We start from the raw sequence: 15,187 nt of genomic DNA, 5'->3' as shown, positions 1-15,187 counted from the left end.
ACCTCTATCATGAAACTGAGAGCAATCCTTTCTTTTTTGATCCTATTTTTTGTCGGGCACGGCTGTAAGCAGGTTTACGAGGTCGACGTTTCCCGGCCAGTCAGTGAAAAGGATCCCTATCACCTTTTTTTCATCAACAAAAACCTGGACGACAACCTGGGCGTAATGGTGACGGATACCAACACACGCGAGCTGAATTTGTTTTATGGCGATAAGAACTCCGAGGGGAGTCTGATCAATCTTCGCGAGGTTGTGACATACCTGCCTGAAAGCGATTTTATCCTCAGCTTTGAGTTCGACGATAGCCTCCTGCCCAAGAAGCTCACGGCCTCACTGGGTGACACTACCACGACGATGGTTTTCAAGAACTACGATTTGAAAGCCAACACCGTCGATGTCGACATTTTTGACGCCCAAAGCCAACTGATTCAAAGCCGGGCGAAAATCTGGTGCGGAGAAGCCCTTTTGAAGTTCGGGGATGCGAAAAAGCAATTTGATCAAAAAAAGGGTTTGCGAACATCGGCTACGGCGGATCTTGATGGAGAGTGCAGCCCGTTTTTAAATTCCATGATCACGGCTGCCGATGGTATTGGCTGCTTTGCCAGCCTGGTGGCATTGCCGTTTGCGGCAGCCGGCTCCCTGACGGGCGTCGGGTTGGTGTTCCTGGCCGCGGACATGCTTTTGGCCGCCAATACGTGCAGCAACGCTGTCCAGGGGCTCACGTCGATTTTCAAAGGCGAATGCCTTCAGGAAGATAACTGGGTCGACGATATATTAGAAGGGGGCACCTGTGCAGCCGACTTGTTCAAGTTTGTCCGCCGCCTGACCAGCGTATCCGGTGCTTTGAGGCTACGCGAAGCGGTGAAGGACGCGAAAAAATGCGGTAAAGAGCTCCTCGAGAACCTCGTGCAGTGGTACAATGGATCTGTCGGGCCAATACTACCAGGAGATCCGGCTACTACAACTAGCTACATGAATGGCGGCAGGAGCTACGGGGATCCGAATATTGTCACATTCGACGGCAAGTCGTATGGTTTCAATGGGGTGGGCGAATTCGTTGCCGTAAAATCGACGGTGGACAATTTCGAGATACAGGTGAGGCAGGAGGAACTGAGGAACCGCAGCGCTTCGGGGAATGTCTCCTGGAACACCGGTCTGGCGATCAACACAGGGAGCGATCGACTTTGCTTTTACCCTGACAAATACTATATCAATGGCCAGGAATACGCTTACAATCCCTCCATTTACAACATGCTGCAAAACGGCGGCAGCATTACCGGTGACCTCGCCTCGCTGTCTGTGGCCGTCAATGGCGATGTGGTGAAAATTTTTATCCGAAGCGATGCGATCGACTACTCGGTGTTGCCGGGCAGCAAACGGCAGGGGAAGATGATCGGTATTTTCGGGGATTTCAACGGCAGCGAAGGCAATGATCTTCGGATCAGGAACGGTGCCGTTATTGATGGCACCAACAACACCCTTTACCCGGCTTTTACCGATAGCTGGCGAATCAGTCAGGCGCAGTCCCTGTTTGTCTACGATGCGGGGAAAAATACCCAATCATACACCGACCCGAATTTTCCACGCGCTCCATTCGTCATCACCGAGAGCCAGCGGGCCAGCGCCGGGGAGGCATGCAGAAACGCCGGTGTGCTGGCCCCGTTTCTCGAGGGTTGCATCAACGACGTTGTCGCCACCGGTGATGCCTCCCTGGCGGCCAGGGCCAAAGATTTACAGGACGAGAACACGCTCCGGAGTTTTGATATCAAGTTCGGGCCCGATGACGATAAGCGGCTGTTGAAGAGGACATTTGCCGCTGGCCAGTACGGCAGCGACTATGTGGTTTGTAATGCCAACGACTATCCGGAGATCAACGGTTCCATTTCTGTGGTCAATGGCTTTGAGACGGTCGTTTACTTTGCCTCGGAGAGCCCGAATCCCAATCCGGCCGGAGTCTATTTCAATCTCGGACCCTATGAATGGAATTGGTCCGTGTCGTCCGCGAACACTCCCGGGGATTATAGTTTTTATGATCCGCTGCTATACCTTATCAAAGAATTCAATTCCAAGATTTTGATTTTCGATGGTAAGGTCCATAAACTGGTGATTCAATCCAGCATTGATCTGACAAAAAACACGGGCACTTACAAAATCTTTTTTGACGATGTGCTGGTGTCGGAGAACGGCAATTTTGCGATACGTAGATACCGCCCGCAAAAGGAACTCGTGGCGCTTCATCCGGATGTTTCGCTAACGTTTAAAAACAATGTCAGGCTTTACCGCTGGTCTTTCAAAAGTTATTGATGTAGCTTCAGTACTCAACTTTGGTCGGCCAGCAATGGATTGTTTTTCTTCGTAACCAATACTACCAATAATTCATATTGTGCTAAACTTTCCTTTTTCAAAACAATGATCTATTTTCTGATTAACCGCCTGTACAACGGACTTTTCTCCTTATTGTACAAATCTGCGAAGCAAGTGGGAACAGCTTCCCTAGCTGCACTTTTAATGTTGAATATGTCATGTTCAAAATCTGGAATGGTAGCTGTAAATCCCGATGGTGAATTTTTTAGGGCAACAATTGATGGTCAGGTTATTGATTTTGACAATGAGATCAAGGCTCAAATCAATTATAAAGAGGTAGGTACGGCTAATAATCCCAATGTATTTTTGATCGAAGCAACCAAAGTGTCCGGGTCAAGGTTAGATGGTTTCTATCTTATGATTGAAAGCATACCGAAAATCACGACCGCTTCTTATCAATCCAACAGCAGTAATCCTATTGAAGTCACTTTTTTGGCTGTTGGATATGGGGGCTCGCCGGACGATCCGAATATTGTCACCAATTCAAAAGCTACGATCACAGCTTTGTCAGATGAGTATGCCGAAGGAACATTTAGCGGAGAGGTGTTTGCCGACTACGACACTAATGGTAAGAAGACGCTGATTGAAAATGGCACATTCAGAGTTAAGTATGTGATAAATAAATGATTTTAAATAATATTACTGGCAAAGTAGCTACCACACCATCACTTGGGCAGTCATGGTATACAGTATACGATTGATATACCTGGTTGGTGCGCCAGTCGTCGCAGCGTCCTGGAGGCGGCTTAAAGTATAACGGGCGTGCCATTGGTTACCATCGCAGATGATGACGCTTTTATACCACGAGACCAGTTCGGATCTGCGCTGTGTAGAAGATAACAACCGTATTCATTATGGATATAAGAGATACTTCATCCTTATAGCCTTAAACTTTTGCAGTTCAGGTTCCCAGCTTTTTCTGATGTCCGCTTCTGGCACTCCCGCTATGATCTGTTTTCTTAATTGATCAGTACCTATGCGCAGATCAAATGCTGATATATCCTGGTTAACCCTTCCGGGGGTAAAAAAATTTGCTTTGTCCGGATAGGCATTATATAATTCAATCAGCCACGATAAATTAATTTGGCGGCTCTCGCGGAGCTTATTAATATCATACTTGCGAAGGTCGAGGCCGTAACAAACAGAATCTTTGTGATTCGGCCGTTCACTCATTCCTGGAATACTGACCGGTTTGTATGAAAATGTATATTTGCCTTTCAATGCGGGTGCTCCTAAAATTGTAAAAGGCATACGCGTCCCCCGGCCTTCATTAATGGCTGTTCCTTCAAACATACATAAGCTCGGAAAAAGCATTACAGCTTGCTTTGTATTTAAATTGGGAGAGGGGTTGATCGGCAGCACATAAGTCATATCATGGTCATAGTCGGCAACCTTGATAATTTTTATTTTGCATTGTTCTTTTAGATATCCTTCTCCATTAAGGTATTGTGCAAATTCACCAATCGTCATGCCATGCGTCATGGGAATATAATGGACCCCTATGGCAGATTTAAATTTGTCATCGGTCATTACCGGCCCGTCTACAACATAGGCGTTAGGATTAGGTCTGTCGAGAATCAGCAGTTCTTTGTTGTTTTCTGCACAGGCTTCCATCACATATTCAAGCGTATTAATATTCGTATAGTAGCGACAACCCACATCCTGAATATCAAAGACCATTAGGTCGATATCCGCCAGCTGTTCTTTACTTGGTTTCTGGTTTTTACCATACAGAGAGATGATCGGTATGCCAGTTTTAGCATCTACCTCATTGCCTACCACAGCTCCGTTGCTGGCATTGCCTCTAAAACCATGCTCGGGGCCAAACACTTTTACAATGTTAATTCCAAGGCTCACTAAACTATCTACGATGCTTTTCTTGCCGATCAAAGAACTTTGATTTGCAACCAGGCCAATTCGTTTTCCTTTTAGATAAGGCAAATATTTTTCAGTCTGGTCGGCGCCGGTGACTATTCTCGAGCTATCGGAAATACGCTGGTTTGACAGTGCAATTTGTGCAGTACATTCAATGTTACTGATTGCCAGAAACGTTAAAATAAGTGTAGAAATAAATCTCATGATTTTTTACAGGTTAATTATTTCATCATTTTTGATTGAGAAGGCAGGAAGTGCAGGCCCAACTAGAGACAATTTGGGAGGCCGCGTATTGGAATCCTGAAATAATAGACTTTGAGGACCCAAAGACTTACACAGGATCCGGCATTACTTACCCCATTTAGTACTTTCCTTGAAATGTGCGGTACTATGGCGTCTAACTGACCAAAACGCATGGTACGGGTGCCAATTATATTGATAATTATCGGCATAGTCACATTAACGAGCCAATGCGCGTTGAATTTCATCCTCCAGTTGATCGGAAAAGCCCTCGCTGAGATAGCAAATTCTACCATCTCTGCCGATTAGCACATAGAGCGGGATGGCTGAAACATGAAAGCATTTTTTCGTTTCTCCATTGCCGACCAGCATAGGGAATGTCAATCCTGATTTTTCTACTCTCTTTTTGGACACGTTCAGCTGGTCTGCTTCGTGAATAATGCCATAAACCTTTAACCCACGCTCTTTGAACTTCTCATATAGTTGTTGAATTTTGGGCATCGATGCGATACATGGCCCGCACCAGACTTCCCAGAAGTCCAGTAAGATTACCGTATCATTGGAAGGCGAAATTGGGCTTTGAATGCCTTCAAATGATGGAAGCGTCATGTTTGGCACCTGTTTGCCTAGTAGCGCAGCTAGTGGACTATCCGAAATGATTGGAACTATTTCCTGTTTATAAAAGCGAAGAAAGCTCAGGTTCAAAAAATCATAGTGGGACTTTGGCGTCGTATCAAGATCTGATATTTGAAATTGCAGGTCCTGGACTTTGTCCAGCGTCTCCTGGTGCTTTCTCACATATACGGGCAACATCCGCTTCTTATCGATGGCAAGCAGTTTGTAGCGTTTGGTAACATCGTGTTCCGTCAGGTCCGCGTAGCTTAACGTAAGGTAATAATGTTGTTGATCCTGGCTTACAACAATGTTTGTTGCGGCGGTTGTGTCAAGTTTAAATAGGTCGTGGACGATCATCTGCCCACCTGTGGTGCTGTAAAAAATATTGTCCGTAGGATTCAACACTGTTTTGTAGGTCTTAAGTAGCGTGTCGACCACGTAACCCATCCGATCATCGACAATCGTTTGCTGGTTAAAACCGTCCCTTTGGGCCCAGAAGCGAAAGCCTAAGACACCTTCACCTTGTTCAAACTCAATAATGGCTTTTCCCGTCATTGACCTCGTGTCGCCCGTCACCAGTGTATCGGTTCTTTGCAGCGTGTATGACACTGATGTTAATGATTGCTGCCTGTGTTTTACTGCGGCGATGATGCTGTGGGCATCTTGCGCGCAGACGGTCTGGCAGGCCAGAAACAGCAGACCAAGGGAGAAAACAGTGACTAACTTCATACCAAATGCAGTTTTTTCCCACCAAGTTAGTACAGGTAAGGAGGCCGTTTATTTAATTTAGACTGGACTGCCAGATATTTCGTCGGCTCCATTCATTAAAACCCTCCGTCGAAAGTTCCGGGCCTTTCGTCGAAAAGGGGAAGACCGAAAGTGATCTGAATCGTTGACCCGGGAAATTTTGGATAATTTACTGTCATGATTCTGAATAGAAGTAACCCGCGGCATGAAGAGAAAAGGGCTGAGATCGTGTTCTTTTTGATTTACTTCATTTTGTTTCCAGTTATTTCGAGTTTTGAATACAATTTCAATGAGCGAGGTTCGGCAACGTTGTTTATTCAGGATATACCGGAACGCGTCGTTTATGGCAGCTTCAGTATTATTTCGTATGGGCTCTATTATGAGTTATTGATTAAGAGGCTGTTGTTCCGTGAGCGCCTGATGGCTTTCGCGGCATCACTGGTTGTTTTCCTGATTGCGCTGAACTTCAGTTATGTGCTCAATTACTGGTTGGTTGCCCGTATGAGTTTTCTGCCGGCGGACATGGTCAAGGACGCGGCAACCTGGTCTAAGGCGGATGTAGTGCTGCATTTCAGCGTCGTCTATATCTTTCGCGATTTGCTGGTGATTACGGCTCTTGCCTATTACCTGAGGGCCGGCCGTCTGACCCGCCAGGTGGACGCGCTGCGAAGCCAGCAGTTGGAGGTGGAGCTCAATTCGTTGAAATTCCAGCTTCAACCGCATTTTTTCTTTAATACACTCAATAACATTTACTCCCTTGCATTACAGGGTTCGGTGAAGACAGCTCCGCTGGTAGCCGGTCATGCTGAAATCATGCGTTATATTCTTTACGACTCCGCGTTGGCCACAGTAGCGCTTTCCAAAGAGGTTGCATTTCTCCGAAGCGTCACAGAAGTAGAGTGCATTCGACTTTCACAACACATTTCCGTTAAATTTGAAACCCAGGGTATAACGGACGCGCTGGTCATTGAGCCGCTGTTGCTGCTACCTTTTGTTGAAAATGCGTTCAAGCATGGTGTCAGAGATGAAATCGCGGGTGGATATGTATGTATTCTGATCTGTTGTTTTGATAATGACTTGATTATGGAAGTAAAAAACAGCCGATCAATAGCTACGAGGACCTCGACCGAACAGGGCGTTGGACTTGCCAATGTGATGAAGCGGTTGGCCTTGCTATACCCTGGCACCCATCGGATCGAAGTGACGGAAGCCCGTGATTGCTATGAGGTCCGGCTGAACCTAAAATTGAAGTCGGAATGATTAGATGTATTGTGGTCGACGATGAACCTTTGGCCAGACAGGTGCTGGAAAATCACATTTCCAAAATAGATGAACTGCAACTTTTAGGTCAATATGCGAATGCGGTTGATGCGTTCGAGATTGTCGTGAAGACTGCTATCGACATCATTTTTTTGGATATCAACATGCCTGTTTTGAGTGGTATCGATTTTATTGGAAGCCTCAAAAATCCCCCGGCTGTAATCTTTACAACGGCATTTCCGGAATATGCTGCGTCCAGTTACGAATTGGATACAGTGGATTACTTGCTTAAACCAATCACTTATGAAAGGTTTGTCAAAAGCATTTCCCGATTCCGAAAGTTGCAGCCAAGCGCCCCTGAAATCACTTATTCATACTTCAAGGTGAATGGAAAATTGCTCAAATTGGAGCATCAGAATATTCTATTGGTTCAGTCCATAAAGGATTATGTCATCCTTAAAACCACTCACGGCAACTACATTACGCACATGACGATGAAGTCGGTATCAGAACTGTTGCCCAATACGTTGTTTCGCCGTATTCATCGTTCGTATGTAGTGGGGATTTCGCATTTAACAATGATTAGTAAAAATGAAGTATACGTAGGAAAAGAATGCATTCCTGTCGGGGAAAGTTACAAACAGGGTCTTTTAGGCATAGTATAGACACCGACTAAAACAATCAAATTTCTCAAAGCGATGGTGAGCAAAATGATGAATAGCTATTTCAGATACCGCACGGCCGGCTCCTTTACCCTGGGTGTCGGGCGCGCGACACCCTCGTAACTTTCAGGGATACTTTCGTTGCCTGCCTTGTAAGCAGGCAGCAATGGATAAGGGTACACCGGCCTCCGGAACCGCACGCCTTTTTTGACATCACCGCTTTCATAGGCAGTACCAGTCAGTTGCTGGGGCACAATGCCCTCTTCTTTCCATTTGATCAATGCCCCGAGCATATCGCCGCCGTCGTTCAGGCCGGGCCCGCCGCTGCAATGGCCCATGCCGGGTATCAGGTAGAAGCGGAAGAAATCCAGGGTATGCTGCAGGCCGCCTTGTATGCCTACCACGCGCTCGTAGTAGCTCAATGCGTCCTGGTAAGGCACGAGCGGGTCTGCTGTACCGCTGTACATGAGGAGTTTGGAACCGTGGTTTCTGAACGCGGAAAGATCGGTGCTGTTGGCGTTCAGGACAGGGCCGAGCAGCGAGTCGAGCCGGTCCTGATCGTGGTCGAAATCAAATGTTTTGAAGTCGAAATCTTTGCCGAAGGCCCATTTGTACTGGTAAAACAGTGCATTGGGTGCCTGGGTGGGGTTTTGCTGCATGTCGATGCCCGCAGCTACATTTTCGCTCCCCAATGGGATGGGTGTGTAAATCCTTTCTCCGGTGCGCGGGTTCACGGGGCCTGCCCAAATCTTTTTCAATGCAGTTATCTGCGATTTGGTCAGGCAAGTGCTGTCGTCGGTGCCGTCAGGGCACAGCGGTAATGTTTCGGGATTGAAATGGCAGGCCGCAGGGTTAGTCAGGAAATGGTCGCCGGGGGCACCGCCATCCTTGCCGGCACAGGCGCTGAGCACGGCGCGGGTGATCAGGTCGAGCTTTTGTTTGGGCAATGTGCTGCTGGGGAGGTCGTTGGTGGCGCGGAGTATCCATACGAAGCCGGTATGCAAATGCGTGCGGTTGTTGGCAGGGGCTCCTGCGAGGATGCCGTCGTAATCGTTGGGGTAGCGCTGCGACTCCATCAGCGCCTGCTGGCCGCCCGTGGAGCACCCCGAGAAATAGGCCATTCGTGCGGCTTTCTGATAGTAAATTTTGGTGAGGGCCTTGCCGGCAACGGTCATTTCGTGCGTTGCGCGGTGCCCGAAATCGGTCCATTTTTCAGGGTGCCCCGTGAGCTCGTTTGCGCCGGGGGATGTGCCCATGTCGGTGTTCGCTGTGGCGAATCCTTTCCGCAGTCCCGTAGCCAGCGAGGCGTAATTGATGTACCCAGCCCCGCCGCCGGTTCCTGTGCCGAGGAACCGCTCGTTCCAGCCCGTTTCGGGCAGCCACAATTCAATGCGGATATGCGAATCGGGTGAAGGTTGCAGTACGGCAGTGACGCGGCAGAATGCCGGCAGGTCTGCAATCGGCTGTGCGCTGCCGGACGGGGTAAAAGTGCCTGCGGGGATGCATTCGGCGGCAGTAATGGTCGCCTGCGGAATGCGCGCCTTTGCGAGCTGTGCGCACGGGCATGTGTCCTTCGTTTCGGACTGGGCTACGGCCACAACAGACAGCAGGCTCAATGCAGCCGCGAGAGATAATGCAGCGATTTTGGTCATTTTTGAAAAAATAAACGGCCCGACGCGGCAGCCGACAGTATAAAAAGTCTCTTAACGCACTAACCATACTCATCGAAATTGGGCTCTCAGTGTGGGCAACGACCGGAATGTGGCGCTTTCCTATTGCACAGGAATTTACTTCCGGTAAATTTGCTCTTTACCTATTGTCCGTGCGCCGATGAAACCGAAGTTTGTCAGTATCAGTGAAGAGATTATCGAAAGGATCAAAACCGGGGAATTACAGCCCGGCGACAAGGTCCCGTCGGAAAACGACTTGATCAAAACCTACCGGATCAGCAACACGACGGCCCGCAAAAGTCTGCTGGAAATCGAAAACCAGGGCTGGGCCAGGCGCATCAAAGGCAAGGGCACATTTGTGTTGAACCGCACGGTAGGCCACCACCTCATCCGCACGCTGGGTTCCATCAATGCCACCCGCCGGGGGTTCCACGAAAGCCTTCTTGCCGAAGGTTTCGAGCCGCATAATGTGGTGCTGGAAAAAACGGTGCTCGATGACGGCGTTTCGTCAGAAATAGGCGGTAAGCATTTTATCATCGGCGGCCCCGTGCTGAAAGTGCACCAGCTGCGCTACGCCGACAACGAGATCATCAAGGACGAGATCAAGTACATTTCTCTCCCGCTTTGCCCGAAGATTAACCGTATGCCCACGGAAATTTCCTATTTCAAAATTTACGAAACCACCTATCACCTGCGCATCGACGAAGTGAAGCAGACATTAAGCACCGAAATCGTCCAGCCCGGATCGGAAATGGACAATTTCGAGCTCGACAGCGCCACCGCGATGTTTATCCTCGACAGCGCCGTGATCTGTAAGGACGGCCAGGTGGTGGAGATCGAACGGTCGTTTTACCGGGGTGATAAATACAAGTTCGCCATCAGCGCCAACCCCGATTACCAGGACGACTGAAAGTTCGCTTTCCTCATATCATCGGCGTTTGCATTCAAACTTTCAGAAATAGGGTAGAATGCGATTCACAATCACCCTATGACCCATTTCGTTCGGATGGTTCACGGAGGCCATCACTTCTTTCAATTTCCCGTCTTTGACCAATTGCTGAAACACCACATAGGGATCGGCCAGGCCGGTTTTATACTGTCTTGCCAGCTCGCGGATCTGTACCACGTAGGGGTCGAGCGGGTTGGCCGGGTCGGCGATGTTGATGCGCTGGTCGGGGGAGGGGGTGAGCAGGATCACGGGAATGTCTTTGGCCTGGGCGGTTTCGATCATTTTGGCCCATGAATCTTTCACTTTATCCAAAGGCGAAAAGCGGTCGTTCAATGCGTAATCGATGAAAAGCAGGTCGGGCTTGTGCGGCAACACATCTTTTTCAAAACGGGCCTGCCCGCTGATCGCATTTTCGCCGCCAATGGCCGTCACGATCACATTCACCACGGCATACGGATACTTCGCTTTCAATGCTTTCAGGAAAAGGTTAGGGTACGATTCCAAAGTATGCACCTCATGGTTTTCCCAATATCCTGCCGGCACCGAATGGCCGTGAAAAACTACATTAATCGTTCGGCTTTTGGGCCATTCAGTGGCCAGCTCCTGTTTTAATTTTTGCAGATATTGGCTGCTGTCGGCAACTTGTGCCCGGGTTTTGGCTCCGGCAAAAAATGCAAGCAATGCAATGCAGTAAAGTTTCAGATGTTTCATAATCAGTATTGTTTCAAATAAAATGCATTACCACGCGACAGTCAACGTACCTGTCACGTGTTCGGCCACAAAATGCCTGCCCAGCTTCGGATCGCCTTCGCTGACCTGGATCTTGCCCGTTTTCCAAGGATAAGCCCCATTGATATAAGCCTCGAACTTTTCTATACTAATGTGTTCGGGCGCATAGATCCGAACGGTGGCGTCCTGCAACCCGCTCACCTCGAAGCGCTTGTCGATGTCCTTCACCCCCGAATGCAGCTCCTTGTAGGATACAATGCCATCGGTTTGCTGCACGAAGATCCGGCATTCGCGGTTCCAGGACGTAGGCAGTTTGTACACCGAATGCCCGGTGTCCAGCTTCGTTTCCAATCCGAGCAACAAAGGCGCTCCCTGCGGGAACTTGAACCGGTCGGTAATGGTGCTGTTGGGATGGTAACCCGAGAAAATAAATGCATTGTTGCTTCGTGCGATGGTCAGTACAGGACTTTTTACAGCCGGGTTTTCCTTTGCAATCACGCAATGCATATCGAATGCGGCCAATGCGTAGCGCATCAGCAACGGGCCGGTGAAGAATCTGGAAGGATTGTCCGGGTGCAGTAGCTTGCCGCCATTGAACTTGCTGGAATTCGTGCCGCGGATGTACACCACTTTTCCGCCATGCCAGTCGTCGCCCGTGCGCGCCCAGCACACGTCACGCGCCTGGTCCGCCTGGGTCATACGCGCGATGAGGCGGGTATTTTGATCACCCGCATTGGCGAGGCTCGTAGCAATGCCGCCGCCCGAAAACAATGCTTCATGCCGCACCACATCCGGGTAAGCGGTCGTCAGCCGGTCGCCCTCATACTGGCCCGATACTTTGAATTCCCCTTCCAGCGGCGTCCCGTTTTTCAGGTTCAGGAATTCAAGGAATGCCTTTCCCGCATGGCCTGCCGGGCCGTACACCATTAATTTACCCCCATTTTTGACAAAACTGATCAGTGTCTTTTCCAATGGAGAATCCGCATCCGGCACCACGCTTACGAGGATGGATTCTTTGAAAAAGCCCGGTTTACTTTTGATTACACTTTGGAATGAACTGGTGGAAACGACGGTATTCAGGGGAAAACCATTGTTGATCGCCTGCCGGATGAGCCAGTCGCCGTAATAGATCTCGGGGAGGCGGTCCTTATAGGCGAACGCCCAACGGTGGTATTCTTCGAACGGGTACACCCACACCAGCGGCCCCGGTGCGGTAGGGGCGTCGTAGCGGGCTTTCAGGATATGCGGGGTGACCTCGTCGGGTACCTGCGTGGGCATGTCGCCGTGGGCGTCGTCGATGCTGAGAAAGCTCAGGTGCGAAGGGATTTTTACCTCTCCTTTGGCATTAATGCGGCTCACCGAGAGCGGGAGGTAAATATCATGTGCCTCGCGGCCATAGCGGTCGAGCCAGGGGCTATTGAGCCACCACGGGTCGTGCGTATAGAAGCGGAAAAGGAAGCGCTCGTCGGGCAGCTCGGCCATTCTCGACATATATCCCACCATTTCCAGTCCGAAATCGCCGTCCAGGGCAGCCCAGGGGGAGTTAGGGGGCGGGAGCATGTTCTTATCACGGTAAATGGCTTGCAGGTTCACGCCATCTCGGGCCAGGTCGGTGCCGGCGGAAAGGTTGGTACCGCGGGTCTGGATCTGCACATCGGGGTTTTCGGCCCGGAAGTATTTCCAGAAACCGGCGATCTTGTCCTTCGTATCCGCCAGTTTGGCCTGATCGAAATCCTTGCCGTCAAAGATCGCCCCGGTGGACGACCAGCCTTCCACTCCATAACCAAACCCATTGCTTAGCCACAGAAAATCAAACCCCATATCCCTCAGGAAATGTTTGCTTTGCCTGCCCAGGAACGTCCCGAAAGGCGTATTGGCGGGAATGCCTTTGGGAAAACCCGCATACGGCTCTGTGTCCGCATTGAGCACCGAATAGCAGCTCACCATCGTATTATGTCCCATCGCGCTTCCCCCAAGGATCTCGCGGTGTTTTTTGTATTTAAAATCCGACCGCGCGAACTCAGGGCCGGGATCAAAGGTCTCGCCGATGAGCACGGGCTTACCGGTGGCCTTGCGACCTTCCTCTTTCAAAGTCTGTACGATGAATTGCAGGTCGCCGTAGGTGAATGCGGGCGGGTTTTCGAGGTAGAGGTAAGCCCGCTCATGGATGGACAATTCTTTTGGTCCGGAGTTCACGGCGTGGCCGGTGTTGGGGTTGCCCATATACCGCGCCCATTCCAGCGGCTGGCCAGGCGTGCCTTTGTAGTCGAGAATTTCGGAGCCGTCGCTCGTCCAGAGCATTACCGACACCGTGTCCGCATGCCGCAGCATCGACGACCATTGCACGAACATTTCCCTGGCCACTTCGCGGATATAGGCCTTGTCGTTCTTTTTGAATGGTTTCAGCGAAACTTCCAACGTAATGTTGTTGAAATTCTTCCCTTTTACAGTGCCCAGTTTGTTTTGGGCGGAAAGCGAAAGGCCGGTAAACAGGCTCAGGCAGGTTAATGCGAGCTTTATTTTCATGGTAAAAGGATCAGGTCAGCTACGGTTTGATGGTGGTGTAAATGGCGACGCCCCTTGGTGGCAGCTCGTCTTCCAGGCTGTTTTTGATTGTATTAAAATATTTGTCAAATGGCAAAATGGCACGCTCGCCTACCTCGGTAATATGCGCGGGATCGTACAGGCAACGGCTCATGCCGGCGTGCACGGGTTTCGAAAAACCCACGGTAAACTTCCGCGCGGCATGCGAGGCATTCACGACCATCACGGAAGTTTCCTTACCGGACGGCCCCGTCGCCATCACATAAAGGCTATCCGCTGAAAGCGTTTTGAATGCAGCCGTACCGTCGCGCCCGCCCAGGTATTTGCTCATCATACTGAATGCATACCAGGCAGGGTAGGGCGTACCAGCATGCGGCACGTCATCCTGCGGTGACCGCACGAGCCCCCAGCGGTGCACGCCGTTGTAAAAACTGTCTTTGTTGGTCACTTTGGAGGACGGATATTTCTGATCAAAAAGTATCCATAGCAGCGAAGTTTGCGCGCCTGCGTAGGTGAATGCGGCCACGCATTGCGCGAGGTAGTTGCCATAATCCGGCCGGAAACGCACTTCCTCTGTTGGCTTGCTCGCGCCATACTCGTCGATCCAAAAAGGCTTTCCGGTGTGCGCAATCTTCACCTTTCCGGCCAATGCAATCTGCTTCCAGCCTTCGTATTCCAGCGGCGGATTAGTACCCGACTGTCTGCCGTTGTAGCTATGCCAGCTGTAAATGTCGATCACCCTATTCATTTTCCCCGCGCTCCATCCCACAAATGCTGCCGTGTCGGTACTCCCGCTGTTGGGTCCGACCAACTTCACCGCCTCCCGCAGCCCCGATTGCCGGAGCCGTTGATGAATGGCGGTGCAAACCTGATTGTAGTAATCCGGCGAACTCACGCCTTCCGGCTGATTACCCGAGCGGTAGTTGAGCGGTTCGGTGAACAGCACGAGGTACTTGATGTTGGTATATCCCTTCACCTCAATGAGCTGGTGAAGGGATGCATTCACCCATTCTGCAAACCGCGCCGGGTCTTTTTCCGGATCGGGCGTGGCCTGTTCGGCGGGAACGCGGGTGTTGTGGTAGGTGTCCCGGGTAAACCACCAGCCTGCCTGTAAGGCCACATCCACATGCAGGGCCTTCATCTGGTCGAGCCAGGCGTAAAATGCCTGCATGCGCGGGGTTTGCCAGTTGAAATCGTTGTACAAATTGTCGCCGCAGGCCCAATCGGGGCGGTACCAGGTACGGGCGATTTTCAGGTCCATCGCTTTCACGCGGGCGAATTCGGCTTTCCGGTCGGCGTCGGTCATCGGTTTTACGCCGGGATCGTCCATGAATGTAAAGCCGTGGTACACCGCATTGACGCCCCGGAAATCGCTGGTCATCACCGAGTCGTTGTAAACTTCCAGCCTGGTTTCGGGCAACACCGGTGGCGCGGTGAAGCTGCTGTAAGCCACCGCCCCGGCCATGCCCGCGATCCAGAACACGATCATCTTTATTTGCTTGCCCATGCGTGCACTGTTTTTCATTTGTCAA

General features: G+C 50.4%; 11 protein-coding genes. 5 read left to right on the top strand and 6 right to left on the bottom strand.

Translation table 11 applies throughout. The features are described from left to right. Positions 1-9: 9 nt before the first annotated feature. Both LZD49_RS31185 and LZD49_RS31180 read left to right on the top strand, forming a co-directional pair. Complete coding sequence (locus LZD49_RS31185; RefSeq protein ID WP_234672036.1) at positions 10-2,304, top strand: VWD domain-containing protein; 2,295 nt, start codon at positions 10-12, stop codon at positions 2,302-2,304. Positions 2,305-2,409: 105 nt separating this feature from the next. Then, positions 2,410-2,991 carry a hypothetical protein gene (locus tag LZD49_RS31180; protein WP_234672034.1) on the top strand — a complete coding sequence of 194 codons (582 nt, stop codon included), beginning with the start codon at positions 2,410-2,412 and terminating at the stop codon, positions 2,989-2,991. Positions 2,992-3,216: 225 nt separating this feature from the next. Here LZD49_RS31180 and LZD49_RS31175 read toward each other — a convergent pair whose 3' ends face one another. Together LZD49_RS31175 and LZD49_RS31170 are read right to left on the bottom strand one after the other, a co-directional pair. Next, positions 3,217-4,443 (bottom strand): exo-beta-N-acetylmuramidase NamZ domain-containing protein, encoded by a 1,227-nt coding sequence (locus LZD49_RS31175; RefSeq protein ID WP_234672033.1) that lies wholly within the window; start codon positions 4,441-4,443, stop codon positions 3,217-3,219. 255 nt (positions 4,444-4,698) lie between these two features. Beyond that, positions 4,699-5,823, bottom strand: coding sequence for a TlpA disulfide reductase family protein (locus tag LZD49_RS31170; protein WP_234672031.1), 1,125 nt, complete (start codon positions 5,821-5,823; stop codon positions 4,699-4,701). Between the two features lie 195 nt (positions 5,824-6,018). On the opposite strand from LZD49_RS31170, the gene LZD49_RS31165 reads away from it, so the two are divergent. Continuing rightward, complete coding sequence (locus LZD49_RS31165; protein ID WP_234672029.1) at positions 6,019-7,101, top strand: sensor histidine kinase; 1,083 nt, start codon at positions 6,019-6,021, stop codon at positions 7,099-7,101. Next, positions 7,098-7,766, top strand: coding sequence for a LytTR family DNA-binding domain-containing protein (locus LZD49_RS31160; protein WP_234672026.1), 669 nt, complete (start codon positions 7,098-7,100; stop codon positions 7,764-7,766). The genes LZD49_RS31165 and LZD49_RS31160 overlap by 4 nt, the downstream gene beginning before the upstream one ends. Positions 7,767-7,822: 56 nt before the next feature. Here LZD49_RS31160 and LZD49_RS31155 read toward each other — a convergent pair whose 3' ends face one another. Further along, positions 7,823-9,415, bottom strand: coding sequence for a tannase/feruloyl esterase family alpha/beta hydrolase (locus LZD49_RS31155; RefSeq protein ID WP_234672024.1), 1,593 nt, complete (start codon positions 9,413-9,415; stop codon positions 7,823-7,825). Between the two features lie 178 nt (positions 9,416-9,593). Between LZD49_RS31155 and LZD49_RS31150 the strand changes: the two genes are divergently transcribed. Further along, positions 9,594-10,343 (top strand): GntR family transcriptional regulator, encoded by a 750-nt coding sequence (locus tag LZD49_RS31150; protein WP_234672022.1) that lies wholly within the window; start codon positions 9,594-9,596, stop codon positions 10,341-10,343. A gap of 42 nt (positions 10,344-10,385) precedes the next feature. Here LZD49_RS31150 and LZD49_RS31145 read toward each other — a convergent pair whose 3' ends face one another. From LZD49_RS31145 to LZD49_RS31135, 3 genes are read right to left on the bottom strand one after another with little or no spacing between them, the layout of a single operon-like run. Beyond that, a complete protein-coding gene (locus LZD49_RS31145; RefSeq protein ID WP_234672020.1) occupies positions 10,386-11,093 on the bottom strand; it encodes an SGNH/GDSL hydrolase family protein in 708 nt (235 codons plus the stop codon). Between the two features lie 27 nt (positions 11,094-11,120). Further along, positions 11,121-13,637 carry a hypothetical protein gene (locus LZD49_RS31140; protein WP_234672018.1) on the bottom strand — a complete coding sequence of 839 codons (2,517 nt, stop codon included), beginning with the start codon at positions 13,635-13,637 and terminating at the stop codon, positions 11,121-11,123. Positions 13,638-13,656: 19 nt separating this feature from the next. Next, entirely contained in the window at positions 13,657-15,162 is a 1,506-nt protein-coding gene (locus tag LZD49_RS31135) for a hypothetical protein (RefSeq protein ID WP_234672016.1), read from the bottom strand. Between the last annotated feature and the right edge of the window lie 25 nt (positions 15,163-15,187).

This window comes from Dyadobacter sp. CY261 (assembly GCF_021440085.1).
Taxonomy (GTDB): Bacteria; Bacteroidota; Bacteroidia; order Cytophagales; family Spirosomataceae; genus Dyadobacter.
The sequence above is the reverse complement of the archived record's forward strand: the minus strand, read 5'-3'. Positions and strand labels throughout refer to the sequence as shown.

Excerpts from the sequence above, each read along its gene's own strand:
- LZD49_RS31185 (WP_234672036.1), top strand. The coding sequence starts at position 10 with ATGAAACTGAGAGCAATCCTTTCTTTTTTGATCCTATTTTTTGTCGGG.
- LZD49_RS31180 (WP_234672034.1), top strand. The coding sequence starts at position 2,410 with ATGATCTATTTTCTGATTAACCGCCTGTACAACGGACTTTTCTCCTTA.
- LZD49_RS31175 (WP_234672033.1), bottom strand. The coding sequence starts at position 4,443 with ATGAGATTTATTTCTACACTTATTTTAACGTTTCTGGCAATCAGTAAC.
- LZD49_RS31170 (WP_234672031.1), bottom strand. The coding sequence starts at position 5,823 with ATGAAGTTAGTCACTGTTTTCTCCCTTGGTCTGCTGTTTCTGGCCTGC.
- LZD49_RS31165 (WP_234672029.1), top strand. The coding sequence starts at position 6,019 with ATGATTCTGAATAGAAGTAACCCGCGGCATGAAGAGAAAAGGGCTGAG.
- LZD49_RS31160 (WP_234672026.1), top strand. The coding sequence starts at position 7,098 with ATGATTAGATGTATTGTGGTCGACGATGAACCTTTGGCCAGACAGGTG.
- LZD49_RS31155 (WP_234672024.1), bottom strand. The coding sequence starts at position 9,415 with ATGACCAAAATCGCTGCATTATCTCTCGCGGCTGCATTGAGCCTGCTG.
- LZD49_RS31150 (WP_234672022.1), top strand. The coding sequence starts at position 9,594 with ATGAAACCGAAGTTTGTCAGTATCAGTGAAGAGATTATCGAAAGGATC.
- LZD49_RS31145 (WP_234672020.1), bottom strand. The coding sequence starts at position 11,093 with ATGAAACATCTGAAACTTTACTGCATTGCATTGCTTGCATTTTTTGCC.
- LZD49_RS31140 (WP_234672018.1), bottom strand. The coding sequence starts at position 13,637 with ATGAAAATAAAGCTCGCATTAACCTGCCTGAGCCTGTTTACCGGCCTT.
- LZD49_RS31135 (WP_234672016.1), bottom strand. The coding sequence starts at position 15,162 with ATGGGCAAGCAAATAAAGATGATCGTGTTCTGGATCGCGGGCATGGCC.